At 64.3% G+C, this 15618-nt stretch carries 12 protein-coding genes and 1 pseudogene; 6 read left to right on the top strand and 7 right to left on the bottom strand.

Going from position 1 to position 15618, the window contains the following annotated elements; genetic code table 11:
• The coding region (locus ACFTZB_RS30940) for a transposase (RefSeq protein ID WP_378437307.1) at positions 1-310 on the top strand (310 nt) is incomplete at its 5' end.
• Positions 311-329: 19 nt separating this feature from the next.
• Positions 330-656, top strand: a pseudogene (locus ACFTZB_RS30935) (transposase); the annotation flags it as partial.
• 1006 nt (positions 657-1662) lie between these two features.
• On the opposite strand, the gene ACFTZB_RS30930 reads toward ACFTZB_RS30935, so the two are convergent.
• The 3 genes from ACFTZB_RS30930 to ACFTZB_RS30920 all read right to left on the bottom strand — a co-directional run bounded on the left by ACFTZB_RS30930 (position 1663) and on the right by ACFTZB_RS30920 (position 4610).
• Positions 1663-1923 (bottom strand): DUF3263 domain-containing protein, encoded by a 261-nt coding sequence (locus ACFTZB_RS30930; RefSeq protein ID WP_378437305.1) that lies wholly within the window; start codon positions 1921-1923, stop codon positions 1663-1665.
• Between the two features lie 345 nt (positions 1924-2268).
• A complete protein-coding gene (locus tag ACFTZB_RS30925; protein WP_378437303.1) occupies positions 2269-3225 on the bottom strand; it encodes a helix-turn-helix domain-containing protein in 957 nt (318 codons plus the stop codon).
• 200 nt (positions 3226-3425) lie between these two features.
• The gene (locus tag ACFTZB_RS30920; RefSeq protein WP_378437301.1) at positions 3426-4610 is read right to left on the bottom strand and encodes an aromatic ring-hydroxylating dioxygenase subunit alpha; all 1185 of its coding nucleotides are present in this window, start codon (positions 4608-4610) and stop codon (positions 3426-3428) included.
• Positions 4611-5178: 568 nt separating this feature from the next.
• Between ACFTZB_RS30920 and ACFTZB_RS30915 the strand changes: the two genes are divergently transcribed.
• The gene (locus ACFTZB_RS30915; RefSeq protein ID WP_378437299.1) at positions 5179-6765 is read left to right on the top strand and encodes a 4Fe-4S binding protein; all 1587 of its coding nucleotides are present in this window, start codon (positions 5179-5181) and stop codon (positions 6763-6765) included.
• Between the two features lie 335 nt (positions 6766-7100).
• On the opposite strand, the gene ACFTZB_RS30910 is transcribed toward ACFTZB_RS30915, so the two are convergent.
• From ACFTZB_RS30910 to ACFTZB_RS30895, 4 genes are all read right to left on the bottom strand, one after another.
• Positions 7101-8468 carry an MFS transporter gene (locus ACFTZB_RS30910; RefSeq protein ID WP_378437297.1) on the bottom strand — a complete coding sequence of 456 codons (1368 nt, stop codon included), beginning with the start codon at positions 8466-8468 and terminating at the stop codon, positions 7101-7103.
• Positions 8465-9736, bottom strand: coding sequence for a hydroxyacid-oxoacid transhydrogenase (locus ACFTZB_RS30905; protein ID WP_378437295.1), 1272 nt, complete (start codon positions 9734-9736; stop codon positions 8465-8467). Before ACFTZB_RS30905 ends, ACFTZB_RS30910 begins: the two co-directional genes overlap by 4 nt.
• A 191-nt stretch (positions 9737-9927) precedes the next feature.
• Positions 9928-10713: an IclR family transcriptional regulator gene (locus tag ACFTZB_RS30900; protein WP_378437293.1), complete on the bottom strand. Its 786-nt coding sequence runs from the start codon at positions 10711-10713 to the stop codon at positions 9928-9930.
• Between the two features lie 97 nt (positions 10714-10810).
• Positions 10811-11992 carry a PucR family transcriptional regulator gene (locus tag ACFTZB_RS30895; RefSeq protein WP_378437291.1) on the bottom strand — a complete coding sequence of 394 codons (1182 nt, stop codon included), beginning with the start codon at positions 11990-11992 and terminating at the stop codon, positions 10811-10813.
• A 176-nt stretch (positions 11993-12168) separates the two neighbouring features.
• Between ACFTZB_RS30895 and ACFTZB_RS30890 the strand changes: the two genes are divergently transcribed.
• From ACFTZB_RS30890 to ACFTZB_RS30880, 3 genes are read left to right on the top strand one after another with little or no spacing between them, the layout of a single operon-like run.
• Positions 12169-12426 (top strand): DUF3311 domain-containing protein, encoded by a 258-nt coding sequence (locus ACFTZB_RS30890; protein ID WP_378437289.1) that lies wholly within the window; start codon positions 12169-12171, stop codon positions 12424-12426.
• The gene (locus ACFTZB_RS30885; protein WP_378437287.1) at positions 12423-13916 is read left to right on the top strand and encodes a sodium:solute symporter; all 1494 of its coding nucleotides are present in this window, start codon (positions 12423-12425) and stop codon (positions 13914-13916) included. The genes ACFTZB_RS30890 and ACFTZB_RS30885 overlap by 4 nt, the downstream gene beginning before the upstream one ends.
• Positions 13917-15533: an amidohydrolase gene (locus ACFTZB_RS30880; protein ID WP_378437285.1), complete on the top strand. Its 1617-nt coding sequence runs from the start codon at positions 13917-13919 to the stop codon at positions 15531-15533.
• Positions 15534-15618 lie beyond the last annotated feature (85 nt).

Raw genomic sequence — 15618 nt, 5'->3', positions numbered from 1 at the left:
CACCCGCGCCCTGGTCGCCGCCCTGCGCACCCTCGTCGAACAGATCAAGGTGCTCACCGAGCAGATCGGCAAGCAACTCGCCGGGCACGCCGACGAACACATCTTCACCAGCCTGCCCCGCTCCGGCACCGTCCGTGCCGCCCGGCTGCTCGCCGAGATCGGCGACTGCCGGGCACGATTCCCCACCCCCGAAACGCTGGTCTGCCTCGCCGGCGTCGCCCCCTCCACACACCAGTCCGGCAAGGCCACAAGCGTCGGATTCCGTTGGCCGCAGACAAACAGCTCCGGGCATGTGGGCCGGCGATGGTGATGGTAAGTCGGCGACGTTCTGGCTGTCGGTCTATCTGGCGATCCTCAAACTGTGGGATAACGCGTGGAAAGAGTTCATTCCGTCCTCGACTACGATGTAGGTATCCGTCGAGTCTGGTTCTCTACCAGAGCAATTGCGAGTCTCAACGCCCAGATACCACCGCGCGGTGCGAGCTCGGGGACACTTTCCCATTGAACGGTCCGCGCTCAGGACACTCCACTTGGTGACCCGATCCCCTGGACCCGAAGGGTACCGGGCGACCAAGTGGGCCATACGCTGGAAGTCAGCGCTCAACGCTCTGTCCATCACGTTCGCAGACCGGATGTCAGCAGGCGAAGAACGCTGATCGAAAGAAAAAACGAAAGCACGTGGGATAAGTAGCTTGACGGTTTGGCTTCGTCAACGAGCCATTAGACGATGTTGTTGCTCATATGTCACCCACTCGCAGTGGATTTCGATCAAGCGCCGATAACGCAAACAGCCCGTAAACGAACTCACCGGAGGTGATGCCTTTCCGAAGTTGGGACACGTGGAACCGCACAACTGCTGTTAGTCGGCGTTTGTACTCGGTGATGTCGATTGCGAATGCGGCGGTGATATCCCTCGGTGCAGGCCCACCGAGCGGTTCCCAAAGAAGCGCAAAGTCGAGAATGTCGTTGTCACTATGACGGTTCCACATCTTCGTTCCTATGTGAGTCGGTGCTCAAGTTTGCGTGACTGCCTGGGATCCGTCGGATCGCCGGCCGCGCCCTCTGTCCATGTGCGCCGAGCGACTTACGGAACGGGATGAGGATCGTTCATTCGAAGGGGCGAGGAATATGTGCTCGCTAAACTGCGTATTTCCCCTTGAGCGCAATTGGAATCAGGTAAGACCTGCCACAAACGTTCGATGAACCGGAGCCGCGACATTCCGAAGCGAACGAGGATCTCTTCCTCGTCCGGACCTCCGTATGGTGTCCACATACTGGCGAACTCGATGAGGCGCTCCGCCTCGGCGTCGCGATGCTTGCGCGTGCGGTCGACCTCGGCCCATGCGGCGCGTCGCCGCTGGGACCATCTGCGATACTCGCGAGAATTCATCGGATTGAACAATCTGCTCAGGGCCTGTGGTGGCTCTCGGAATTTGGTCGTCCTCGTCGCGGCAAGGTTTGAAGGCGGATTGACATTCAGTCAGGGGTGACTGTCAAGCTAATTTCCGCACGGCGGACTAGTGCTGTCCGGAGTGGTGGCGGGGGTGATGATGAAGTCCGCAAGGTGGGCGTCTGGTACGAGTGCCGCGGTGCCGTCGAACAGCCAGTATGTGCTGTCGGCCGTGGCGGTGACCTTGGCCGAGGTGGTGTCGTTCTCGGCGTTCAGAACCAGCCTTCGGCCCCGCGTGTCATTCTGATCGATGAGGGGCGGCGCATCGAAAGTTTCGATCGACACATGGCGCGCAGGCGGTCTGTCCGGATTTCGTCTTCCACTACGAGTACTTGCCGATCGATCAGATCGAGGACACGCACGTAGAAACTGGGCACCGAGAGCCCGAACTCTGGGAATATGTGGTCATCACCACCGCCATAAGGCGCCCACCGTAAGGCGAAGTCGAGCATTGTCTTGTCGTAGAGATCCATGGCTGATCCTGTAAGTGGTTGAGCGGACGGTTGAGTGAGTGCGGCTCACGGTCTCGGAAGTCCTCGCCGCGGGCCGCGCTCTGTCTACTTCCACGTCGTCGATTGCTGGCAGTCGCGACGTGCACTCGCAGGGATGAGTCTTGAATGGTGCCCATCCCTGCGAGATGCGCCTTCCATCCCCGAGCGCACCGCCAGCATCTGTCTCACAACCATGCTGGCAGCAGGCGAGAGGACGGCGAACCTGTTGCAAAAGTTGACATGGTGGGGATAAGGCCGTCAGTTTCCCCGTCCACGATGGCCGCTCACTGAGAACGCGATTGGGGTCGGGTCGGTGTCAATGAAATGTCAGCGACTGCTCGAGTGCGTTTCCCTATAGCGCTTCGGAGAAGAGCCGTACTTGGCTGTGAACATCCGACTAAACACGCGCAAGCTCGAGAATCCGAACTGACTGATGAGGTAGCTGATGGACTTACCTCGGTGAGCTGGCGACAGCATCATCTGACGGCAGGCCTCGAGTCGACGGTCCCGAATGACGGCCGCCGCCGAGTTCTCGAACCTGGCGAACAGCCGATGCACCGTACGCGTCGAAACGAAGAACTCCGCGGCGATCGAGTCGGCTGAAAGCTCCGGGTCTTCGAGGTTGCGATCGATGTAGCGAACCATCTCGTCGTACTGCCGGCGCGACCTGGAGTCGGCGACGCAGGGCAGGCTGAGTTCGAGAGCCGCCGTGACAATCAGATCGGCGATGGTGCTTTGCAGTCGCATGGCGCCGGCGGGTGAAAGTCCGTCGTCCATCTGGAACAGCTCCATCAGCATCGGCGTCAGAACACGGCCAAGTGGTGAGGTATTTCCGCCGATCGTCCGAGCGGTCAGGTCTAGGGACTCACTCTCGCTCAGTCCGAAATCCCCTCGTGTCCAAGAGAAGTCGATGACTCGGGCGGGCTGCGTGAGGATCGACGAGTACGGGCGGGTGCTGTCAACGAGGGTGAATTCGCCGGGGTTGGCTACCGCGGTCCGGCCATCTTGGACGGTGAGGCTGCTTCCCTCGACGACCAGACCGACGAAGATTTCGTTAGTCGGGTGGCTGGCTATCATGGGCGCAGTGCGGTGCATGGCTTGCTGGGTCAGTTGCAGATCCACCGCTCGAAGCTGTTCGAAATCACGGCGGGTGAGGCGGCCCCAAAGTGGGTTTTCGCGTTCGGTTTCGACCCGTAGGCCTCCGTAGAGGTTCCAGATCGCGTCAGCCCAGCGGGTCATGTCGGTGGTCTCGATGAGTGGACTTAGCTCCGTCTGTGGATTCATGTCGCAGTTCCTCTAACGCCAGCCTGCCGGCGCTTACGTTCTGGGCGGGTTTTCATCGTACTAACGAGGAGTGGGCCTTTGGGCGTGGTCTGCGGGGATCGCGGGCGTCAGCCCCGCTGACCGCCGCCTTCTGGCACAACGACCACATCGGCGCCAGCATCAAACGCTCACTGAGCGCCTACGACCCTTGACCCCAGGAATCAATCATCAAGGGGGTTGTAAAGCGGAACCTCCGGCTCAGTAACCGCTCGGTAAACGAGTCTCTCCAACCTCACCGTCGCGGCCTCGCTATCGACGGCGGTTACCAAGGTGCCAGGCGGACCGATCTCGGAATCATGCGCAGCCTGTACCCGTTCGCAGACCGCGCGATCCTCCTCGACGATGTCGATGACTGCCTGCAGGCGCTGCGCGACAACCTCTTCGGACAGATCCTCGACGGCGTAGACCGCGGCGGTGATCTTGGTCTGACGCGGTCCGATCGGTTCGAAACGCATCGCCAAGTAATCGCGGTTCAGGCCACTGTCATTGCTGCCGGGTTCGTTGAACGCTCCGGACCCGAAATAGACGGTGGGCCACAAGTGATAAGAGTAGTCAGGCTGCGCATCTTCGTGCTGGTCCAAGGTGTACTCGAAGTGCAGGGGGCTGATCGGAGTGACGTATACATACTCTGGACCCAAACGCGCCGTCTTGTACCAGTTCTTGTGCACTGTCGGGCAGTGATAGCACTCGAGATTGTTTTCCCATGCGATCTTCCAGTTCGCACCAAAGATCAACTCGCGGCTGCCCTGGTATCGCGCGCTATCGATGGCGATTCCGCGCTGCCGAGCAAGTGTCGTTGCGGGTGCCAGCGCATCCTCCAACGGCGGGGCGTCGCCGGAGACATTCACAAAGAGCATATCGCCCAAATTGTCTACAGCCACCGGCGCCAACGACAACCCGTCACCGCTGAACGACGGATCCGTCTTTGAACGGGGTGCCGCGTTGAACCGGCCATCGAGCTTGTAGGTCCACGCATGATAAAGGCATTGAAGCACCGAGCAATTGCCCTCACCGACGGCCACCGGGTGGTGCCGGTGCCGGCAGATGTTGACCAGTGCCCGCACCTCATCATCCTTGCCGCGAACGACGACGATCGGAACGCCGCCAACCTCGCAGGTAAAGTAGTCGCCCCGCCGGCTGACGCTGCTCGCACTCCCGACATACTCCCAACCTCGGCGGAATATGTTCAGTTGCTCTTGACGATAGATCTGGTCGCTGCTGTACCAACTCGAGGGCAGAGTGCGGCCGGTGGCGACCAGCTTGCCGATCGTCCCGTCGGGATCAATACTCGTTTTTTCCAACGCATCACTGGTCACATCGGGCTGACTCGACACGAGGCTGCTCATTTGCTGCTCCTTCGGAGTGGAAGATTCGAATCCAGGGGCGCTGCGTGCACGATGCACGGCAGTTGACTGTGAACGTGGTCTACGCGCCTGGGGAAGTCGCTTTGTGGACTGGCGTACACATGTTTCAAACTAGTTGTGACCTAGGCAATAGTCAATAGGTTCATGGACCGGGCCGTGTTCGTATGGATGCGGGCGCCGCGGCAGGCGATGACGACCTCGGGGCCCTCCGCGGCCATCCCCCCGGTTGTCGCATCTGGCGGGGATTGGCCGAATCTACGCGCACCGGCGCAGGCGCACCGCCGCGATGGACATCCTGGCCGACGGTGGCACCTTGACCGAAGCCCGGGAATTCTCGGTCATGCCGCGGCAACGACTCTGCGAGGACATGGGTCGCGCCGGCACCCTCGGGTTGAGCTCAACGCGATTCGGCACCTCACGCCCCCTGGAAGTTCAGTGTTGACGTCGGGCCACCAGGTAGTTTAGTTTGAGTACGCTTGTACACAAGCTTCTCTATTTCACACCGCGCCCGTGCTGAGACGGACGTCGGACCGAACCGAAGGGGCGCCCCGTGGCCTATGTCATCGGTCAGAACTGCTGCAAGGACGCCAGCTGCATCTCGGTATGCCCTGTCAACTGCATCGGATTGAGTACCAACGAGTTTCACGGTGCGCAGGCCATGCTCTACATAGATCCAGACGTCTGCATCGACTGTGGTGCGTGCGCAGAGGAATGCCCGGTTGATGCGATCTATCCCGAGGATGATCTGCCGGAGTCGCAACAGCCGTTCAAACAGATCAATGCAATTCAGATGCCGCTGACTCCTTATGACAGCGAGGCGAACGATGTCGTCGTGTCCGGCGGCCGAACGGCACCCCTGCGCGTCGCGATCGTCGGCACGGGGCCGTCTGCGTGTTACGCCGTGGAGGCGCTAGTGGATACCGGAACAGAAGTGAACGTCTTCGAAAGGTTGACAACACCGTTCGGCTTGGTCAGGGCTGGAGTTGCGCCAGATCATCAGAGGACCAAGCGGATTGTCGACAGGTTCTCACAGGCTCTGTCAGCGCCGGGCGTACGATGCCATTTCAATCTCGACATAGGTCGAGACATCACGCATGACGAGCTACTTGCTCACCATCATGCGGTGATCTATGCCGTAGGTGCACCAGTCGGGCGTGAGCTCGACATCCCTGGCGCCCGTCTCACTGGTGTCGACGCCGCGATCGACTTTGTAGCGTGGTACAACGGCCATCCGGATCATGTGACCAACACCTACGAGCTCAGTGGAGAGCGTGCGATCGTGGTGGGCAACGGCAATGTCGCGATCGACGTGGCTCGGATCCTGTTGATGGATCGAGATGCGCTGGCATTGACGGACATTGCGGAGCCCGCATTGGCTGCACTACTGGACTCGAACATTCGTGAAGTCGTGATCTTCGCCCGGCGCGATTTCCGCGCAGCCGCGTTCTCCATCGGAGAGTTCCTTGCTCTGGGTAACCTAGACGGCGTCGACGTCGAGATACACGGTGATGACTTGGCGGCAGTGGAAGGCGATACCGCTTCGGTGACGCTGGCGCTAGATGCCGCGCGGGCGTACACGCAGCGACCACCCACACATGGGAACAAGCGAATCGTATTCCGGTTCGGAATGACTCCCGTCCGCGTAGTCGGAGACGTTTCGGCTAGTGGCCTCGTGGTCACACCCACCGGGGGCCGGGGCACTGAAGAGCTCATCGAGTCCCCGCTCATACTGTGTGCGATCGGGTCGAAAGTCGCACCCGGACTGCCCCTGCCGATCGACGAACAAGGGGCGATTCGCAATGATCGCGGGCGAGTGGTCGACGACGCCACTACAGTCATGTCTGGCCTGTATGTGACAGGCTGGGCCAAGAGAGGCCCGAGCGGTGTGATCGGTAGCAATCGGACCTGTGCCGCCGAGACGGTGCGCGCTGTCATCGACGACCGCGAAGACTTGCTCGCCCGCCAACTTCTCCCCACCGGTGAACTCCAGAACATGCTCGACGAGCGAGGTCTGCAAGCGCTGACTTGGTCCCAGTGGTCACTGGTGGATGCTGCAGAGGTTGCGTGTGGCACCCAAAAAGGTGTTCCTCGAGTCAAATTCACCCATGTCGAGGATGTCCTCTCGATCATTGGCTGAGCCTGAACCGACGTCGTCGCATGCGGAGCGTTTTGATCAGACCGTCCCACGCCGGCTCGCTGCAGATTGGTCGATCTGACTGTTCTCGCAGAATTACTGCGGGGGTTCAACACCGCCTCCGCCCCGACAGACGATTGCGCGCTCCTGTGTCCGCGGCTGCAACAGCGTTACCGTATCGCCACGCCGGTCTTGGCGTCGCACGATACCTGGGCACGCCTCTTCAGCGACGGCGCTCGAGCTGCGACGAAGACATCCACTTCCGAACCGTGCCGGTGCCGCGGTAGACCGAGGCCCCGCTCCCGGTAGACCGAGGCGGGGCCACCGCAGCGTCGGTGTCAGGTCGTGGATGTGTGCGACATGGCGGCGTTGTCCGGGTGTGAACTGCCGTCCCGGTCCTCCGTGTAGAGGTCCCGGCGGCGGATTGCGAGTGTGCACAGCGTGCTGACAGCGCCCACCGCAACGATGTATCCCATGATCAGTGAGAGTCCTCCGCTCGCCGAGTCGAGGAGGGACGCGAGCACGAGCGGCGTCAGACCGGACGCGACGATTCCCGACAGCTGGTAGACGACGGAGATTCCGCTGTAGCGGACTCGGGTGGGGAAGAGTTCCGCGAACAGCGAGGACTCGGGGGCGTAGACGATCGGATAGAGGACGCCGAGGACCAGCACGATGGTGATGACGATGACGGCGGAATCTCCGGTGCCGATGAGCACGAAAGCGGGATAGGCTGCAGCCGTGAGGATCACGCTGCCCGCCGCGAATACGTGCCTGCGGTCGTACCGGTCGGCGACCTTTCCGAAGACGGGAATGAAGACGATCATGGTCGCAGCCGCCGCCATCACTGCCAGAAGCAGGGTTTGACGGCTGAGGTGCAGCGTGCCGGTGCCGTAGGCGATCGCAAATACCGCCCACGTATTGAAGGCCACACCCTCGGCCCATCGACTTCCCATTCCCAGCACCATGTTTCGCCGCAACTGCGGGCTCTTGATCAGTTCCAGAGCGGGCACGGTGGCCTTCTCCTCCACCGTCTCGAGCTTGCGGAAGGCGGGGGTTTCCATGACCTTCAGGCGGATGAACAGGCCGACCGCCACCAGGATCGCGCTGAGCATGAAGGCGATCCGCCAACCCCAGTCCAGGAATGCGGCCTCGGACAGTGTCGAGTTGAGTGCCGCGAAGACACCCGTGCCCAACATCAGGCCGATGGCGAGACCGATCTGCGGCAGGCTTCCGTAGAACCCGCGCTTACCGCGGGGTGCGTATTCGACGGCCATCAGGACGGCACCGCCCCATTCGCCGCCGATCGCGACCCCCTGTGCGAGCCGGAGCACCACCAGCAGAATCGGCGCGGTGATCCCGATCGTCGCGTACGTGGGGACCAGTCCGATCAGGCACGTCGCCACACCCATGATCATCATGGTCGCGACCAGGGTCTTCTTCCTGCCGATGCGGTCGCCGATGTGACCGAAGATCAGACCGCCGAACGGCCGGGCCATGAATCCGATCGCGAACGTGGCGAACGCGAGCAAGGTGCCGACGATCGGATCCGAACTGGGGAAGAACAGCTTGTCGAACACCAGGCCGGCGGCGATGCCGTAGAGGAAGAAGTCGTACCACTCCACTGTCGTCCCGACGATGCTCGAGGCGACGACGGTACGGATCTCGGATTTCGAGGGTTCCTTGTCGGTGTCTCGCGGAGTGGTCACAACGACTCCCGGAATATGTGGGTGAGGGCGTCCCTCGTCACCGGCCGGGGCACGACCGCCAGCTGACGTGTCTGCTTCATCGTGCCATCCACCAGCGTCGCCAGGTGCTCCTCCCCGTAGCCGAAGCTTCGCAATCCCGAGGGCATTCCGATATCGGTCATCAGCTCGCTCAGTACGTGCGCGAGCGCGTCCGCTCCGTCGGTGGCCGTGAACGTCCGGCCGGAGAGGAGCTCGGCCGCCCGCAGGTGCCTGCCGGGGTCGCTCGGGTAGGTCCATCGGAAAACTGCCGCGGCAGTGGCGGATACGGCCTGTCCGTGCGGCACCATCGGCATCGGAGGATAACCCTCGGCCTGGTAGTTCTCGACGGCGCCGGCGACCGGGTACGCATTGGCGTGGGGCAGGTGGGTGCCCGCGTTACCGAACCCGGTGCCTGCCGAGGTCGAGGCCAGCGCCATCTGGTAGCGAGCTTCCAGGTCCCGCCCGTTCATCACCGCGCGTCGCAGGTACTTCCCCACCAGTGACAGGGCCTGCTCACACCAGGTGTCGCTGATGGGGTTGGAACCGCAGAAGGCGGGGCGCTTCATCGGGTCTTCGGGCGCAGGTTTGGCGTCGAACCGGACGCTGGTGTAGCTCTCGAGCGCGTGGGAGAGCACATCCATCCCGCTCGCAGCGGTGACCTGCGAGGGCAGCGTGACGGTGGTCAGGGGATCGACTATGGCGAGCGTCGGTCGCAACGCGGCATGACTGACCCCGGCCTTCAGGTGCAGGCCGAGGAAGTCGATGACGCAGATCGTCGTCGATTCCGATCCGGTGCCCGCGGTGGTCGGTATGGCGATCAGGGGTTTGAGGGGAAGCCACGGCGCCCTACCTCCGCCGATGGGCGGGGTCACGTAGTCGAGCAGTTCCCCGGGGTGTGTGGTGAGGAGGTTGACGGCTTTCGCGGTGTCGATCGCGGAACCCCCGCCCACTGCGATGTAGGAGTCCCACTCCCGTTCGCGGGCGAATGCGACGGCCTCGTCGATGCTTTCGTCCGTGGGTTCCACTGCGACGCCGTCGAATACGTCCGCCTTGATGCCTGCGGCGAGCAGCTGATCACGGATGCGGTCGGGGATCCCGGTGTTGCGAACGCCCGGGTCGGTGATCACCAGACAGGATTCCGATCCCCGTGCGGACAGTTCGGCGCCGACCTCGTCCAAAGCGCCGATACCGAATTTCAGTGGGGGTGCTGCCCAGGTGAAGACGCTCTCGTTCTCGTTCGATCGGTACATCGTTGAGACTCCTCGCTGTCACAATGTAGGGATAGTCCCCACACTGTGAACCGACGATAGGCCAGTAACGTGGATATGTGAAGTGCCTCACAAGAAGAATCTGACGGATCCAGCACAGGGCGGATCGCGACGGCACGGAACGACACCGGTTCCGGCGGCGACAACCACCCGGGCCGTGGAAGAATTTTCGGTCAGTGAGACATCGCCCGGTTGACCGGGACGAATTGGGATACTTCCTTCGCCGCCTGGACGATCCGGTCCCCGAGCGTCCGGACCCTCGACTTGGGCATGCGGACGGTGGGGACCTGAATCACCAGCGCTGCCTGCGCGTATCCGTCCGCGTCCAGGATGGGTGCGCCGACGCAACGCACACCCTCGACGTTCTCCTGCTCGTCGATGCTGTACCCGCGGACCCGGATCTCTCGGAGTTGCTCCGACAGTTCACGGGGCGTGCTCAAGCTGTGCGGAGTGACCTTGGCGAGCGTGGGCGGAAGTGACTCGACGTACGTCTCGGCGTGTGGCGAGAACGCCAGGATCGCCTTGCCCGACGCCGTCGTGTACAGCGGAAACCGGGCGCCCGTGTGCTGCTCGAACCGCAACGGGAGCGTCGACTGCACCCGCATCATCACCACCGATTCCGACCCCTGGCGGATGGAGAGGTTCACGGATTCCTGGGTCTCGGCATTGAGTTGCTCCAGGATGGGTAGCGCCTTGTCCATGCCGAACCCGCGCTGCGCGGCCTGACCGAGCAGTACCGTTCCGCTGCCGAGGTAGTAGCTGTCGGACATCGGATTCCGCGCTACGAGACCCTCGGCGATCAGGGCCCGGATGAGTCTGTTGGCGGTACCGGACGACAACCGGAGTTCCGCCGCGATGGCACTGCCGGTGAGTTCGTCGGCGGACGATGCGAGCAACTTGAGCACGGCCAGCGCACGTCCGACGGATTGTGTGCCCGCGGGCAGTTCCTCGCTCACCACGCAATCCCATCCTCGTCCGACCTGCCGGCGAATCGATGTTACCCGCTCGGTGGATGACCGAGGCCCGGATCTCGTCGCGGTTCGGGCTGGTGGACCGCTATTCTCCCGCGATGTCGGGGGCCGTGTCGCCCGAATCGCGGTGGAACAGTCCGAGACTCAACACCGAGCGCTGCAGGCCGTCGAGGGTCCGGGGATCCCAGCCGGTCAGCTGTTGCCAGCGGTCGAGCCGGTAGGTGATGGAGTTCGCGTGCAGGTGAATGTCTCGGCCGGCCGCGCTGATGGAGAAGCCGTTGCGGGCGAATGCCGACACCGCCTCGACGAGGTGCGGGTGGTCGGCGGCGACGGTGGCCCCCGGTGCCAGCAGCGTGGTGAGTTCGGCGCGATGGTCTGCCAGCGTCGCGGCGACCCATTCGTCGGCGAATCGGACCACGGCGCCGGTGGGGGACGCCAGTTGCAGGACCCGCCGCGCGTCGGTGATGCTCATCGCCGCACCGGCCAGGCCGGGCCGGTCCAATCCGACGCCGACGGTGGTGCCCGGGTGGCCGAGCCGGACCTCGCGGATGATGTCGTCGATCGGTGCGTGCTGGCTCAGGGCGACGATGACGGCGGCGTGCCCACTGCACTGGGTCGTCCCCGGGATCGCGTCCAGGGTGCGTTGCAGCCGCTCGAGCTGCGCTTCCGACCACTCCTCCGCCGCGACGCACACCGCTCGAAACCCGTCTTGCGGTGTGAACCCGAGCGCCTCCGCCAGCTCGCGCACGTCACGGTCGTCGCCGTCGCGGGACCTCGCGAGTGCCTCGAAGAATCGGTACCGCACGCCCGCGCGGATGGCCTGTTCGCTTCGGGTCGCGTCGGTGTGTCCGACGGCGACCGCGCTGGTGGCGGTGTGGACGAGATCCCACATCATGCCGCCTGCACGCAACAGGTCGGTTGTCGGTTCGGCCGCTCTGGCGACCATCGTGTTCCACAGTTCGCGGGACGCGATGTGATACGTCTCGATGACATCGGACAGGGGTAATCCCTGCATGGCCCGGCGCCGGCCGAGCTGACGGGAACGCTCGAGGACGTCGTCGGCGAGTGGCTCGCTCTCGGCGAGGGCGCGCAGCGTCGCCGCGAGCTGCCGGGCGATGTACTCGTGCTGTTCGTCGATCGGAACGGCAGCGTACGACTGCAACTCGGCGCGGATCTGACGCACCGATCGGTCGGTTACCGACTCGATCTCCTCCGAGACCTGCCGGCACAACCGCTGGATCGTGTCTTCACCCGCGGACTCGGGCACATTCCCCTCGCATTCCACACTCCCGTGAAATTCACGAACCGCTTCGGCGTTTTCCGGGATTCGCCCATGGCCCGCGGGGAGTGACTCGGACCACACTAGTGCCAGAGTGCACGTCGCCCGGCACCGGACCACACCGCGTCGCCGGTCGACGCAGTCAGAATAGGAGCCCAACAATCATGTCCAACGAGGCAAAAAGCGCCTTACTCGCGATAGGTGTCCCGTTCGCCGGGGTTCTGGGCGGCATCGTGGCCCTGTCCGGGTCCACGGCCGCGGTCTTCGGAGTTCCGATCCTGTTCGCGTGGTTGTTCCTGTGGATGCCGCTCACCTCGCTGTGCCTCCATCTCGCCTGGAAGCTGTTCGACCGCACAGACTTCGAAGCTGCCGAACGCGCCGAATCCGCCGCTGCGGGCAGTGGGATCGGAGGACAGTCATGACCGCGGCGTTCTTCACGCTCGTGCTGATCCTCGCCCTCGGGGCGGGTGTGCTGTCGCGGCGCGGCAGCAAGAAGGAGATCTCCGACTACCTGGTGGGTGGCCGGTCGTTCGGTCCGCTGCTGGTCTTCATCCTGGGGGCGGGTGAGGCGTACAGCATCGGCACCCTGATCGGGTTCCCCGGCGGTGTGTACGCGCACGGCGCGAGCTACGGCGTCTGGTTCATCGGCTACATCCTGCTGGCCTACCCGATCGGGTACTTCTTCGCGCCCTACCTGTGGCGGGCAGGCAAGCGGTACGGCGCCATGACGTTGCCCGACGTCGCCGGACGCCACTTCCGTTCGCGGGGGCTGGAATTGACGATCGCCATAGCGTCGGTCGTATTCCTCATCCCGTGGGGTCAGCTTCAGCTCGCCGGACTCCAGATCGCGCTCACCGGGCTGGGGATCTCCATCGACCCCACCGTCGCCGTCTTCGCGGGAGCGGCCCTCGCGCTGCTGTTCCTCATGCTGTCCGGGGTGCGCGCCCCCGCGTTCGTGTCCTACGTGAAGGACACCGCACTGCTGCTCGGCGCCGTCCTGATCGGACTGGCGGCAGTGATCGAGACCGGTGGCACCGAGAAGCTGTTCGCCGCGGCGGCAGCCAGTGGTGGCGGCTCGGCCTCGCACTCCACGGTCACCGGGTCGTCACTGACGTTCGTCCTGACGACGATCGTGTTCCAATCGGTGGGGTTCTTCATCTTCCCGATCATCGTGCAGGCCGTGCTCGCGGCGAAGTCCGAGGCGACGATCAAGCGGGTCGCGAAGTTCAATCCCCTGTACATGCTGATGTACCCGTTCCTCGTCGCCGCCGCGTTCGGGGCGATCACGCTGCTGCCGACGAAGCTCGAGGGCACCGAATCCGACCAGGTGCTCCTGCAGTTGTCGCGACAACTGTTGCCCGACTGGCTGACCGGCGTCGTCGCGGGCGGCGCGGCCCTCTGCGCGATCGTGGTGCTGTGCGGGGCGGCCCTCGGCATCGGTGCGATCGTGTCGCGCAACATCATTCCCGGGATCCCCGAATCCCGCCAGCGGATCTGGGTACGCGGAGTCGTCGTCGCGTATCTGGCGATCTCGCTCCTGCTGACCCTCGCGACACCTCAGCTCCTGCTGACCCTGGTCAACACCGCGTACTACGGCGTCACACAGGCCGCCGTGGTGTTCGCGACGATGGTCTTCGGCTGGAAGCTGCGCCCGTCCGCCCTCGCGATGGGCGTGGTGCTCGGAGACGTCGTCGTGCTGTGGCTGTATCTCGACAAGCACGGTCCCGTGTCCGTGTGGCTCGCCGAGCACGGTGTCAATCTCGGCGCGGCCGCCCTGATCCTCAACATTCTGTTCGTGGTGGCGACGCGGTTGTTCTGGCCGGCCACCGACCCCGTCCGCGGCCTTCGCACCGAAGGTCGCACACCCGCCGCCGTGGAATCCACGGCCACTCCCAGCCAAGTAGGTGCCTGAATGTCCCGAACACTGCTCACTGCCGACGCGATCCACACCCAGGACCCCTCGTCGCCGACCGTCGAAGCGCTGGTCATCGCCGACGACCGCGTGCTCGCCACCGGCACCGCGAAGGACATGGCCGACTGTGCCGGGATCGGCGCCCGCCGCGTCGACCTGCCCGGCGTCACGGTGATCCCGGGGCTCATCGAGTCGCACATCCACCCCACGTACGCCGGTCTCACGGACGGCTGGGCGGACTGCCGGACGCCACCGTGCCGGTCGATCGCCGACATTCAGCAGGCGCTGCGTGCCTCGGCCGGCGGCAGCGGCTGGATCCGCGGGTGGGGTTACGACGACACCCAGATCGCCGAGGGACGGCACCCGACCCGGACGGATCTCGACGCGGTCAGCACCGACAGGCCGGTCATCGTGCTGCACATCTGCGGGCATTTCGCCGTCGCCAACACCGCGGCACTCGCGGCGGCGGGCATCGACGAGTCGACGGTGCCGGTGGACGACCCGCTGTTCCCCCGCGGGGACGACGGCCGGCTGACCGGGATGGCGTGGGAAATCGATGCGGTGTCGAGGCTCACCGCGGCGGTTCCCGCGCTGACCGAGCAGGAGGTCAACGGTGCCCTGCTCCGTAGTCTGCAGTCGGCGCGGGCACGGGGAATCACCACGATCCACGATCTCGGGGTGGGTCTGTCGGCGGGCGAGCAGGAACTGGCCGCCTACCGCTCACTGGACGCATCGGGTGAGCTACCGGTGCACGTCGTCGGGTTCCTCCGCGGTGACCTCGCGCTCCAGGCCCTCGACGACCGGCGGGTCACGTTCGAGCACGCACCCGCGGCCGGAGCGCACTTCCGGCTGGCGGGCGCGAAATTCTGGGCCGACGGATCGATCCAGGGACTGTCCGCCGCACTCCGCGCCCCGTACGCCTGCGACCCCGGTCATCACGGCGACCTGCTCTATCCGCAGGAGCAACTCGACGAGATGATCCTGCGGGTGCACCGCGCGGGTGGTCAGGTCGCCGTGCACGCCAACGGCGACGCCGCCGTCGGCGCCGCCATCACGTCGCTGCGGCGGGCGCAGGCCACCGACGGCCGGGTGGGACGGCACCGCATCGAACACTGCCAGGTGAGCGCACCGAGCGACCTGGCCGCAATCCGGGAAGCCGAACTCGGGGTGAGTTTCTTCGTCAACCACGTCTTCTACTGGGGCGATCGCCACCGCGACCGCTTCCTCGGCGCCGAGCGGGCCGCCGACATGGATCCCCTCGCCTGCGCCGACGACCTGGGTCTGCGGTTCGGGTTGCATTCGGACTGCCCGATCACGCCGATGGACCCGCTGGCGACCATCCGCACCGCGGTCACCAGGATGACGCGGGGCGGCACCGTGCTCGGCGGGAACCAGCGGATCGGAGTGGATCGCGCGATCCGGGCCATGACCGTCGACAGCGCCTACCTGGTCCACGACGAGACTCGCGTCGGCACCCTGACCGCCGGCCGCCGCGCGGACCTGGTGGCGCTCGACGGCAGCCTCGGCGATCTCGGCGACGGCACCGTCGACACACCCCGTCCGGCAATGGTGATGATCGACGGCGAATCGACGGACATGCACCCAGCCCGGGTGTAAGTGTTTCAGCTGCAATGGAACTCGTGGCAGCAGGACCGGCGATGTCGGTGGTGACCGACAACCCCCGCAGCAACCCCCCGGGTTG

Source organism: Rhodococcus sp. NPDC057014, from assembly GCF_042673295.1.
In the GTDB taxonomy this organism is placed as follows: domain Bacteria; phylum Actinomycetota; class Actinomycetes; order Mycobacteriales; family Mycobacteriaceae; genus Rhodococcus_F.
Note: the sequence above shows the minus strand (reverse complement) of the source record. Positions and strands in the feature narration are given on the sequence as shown.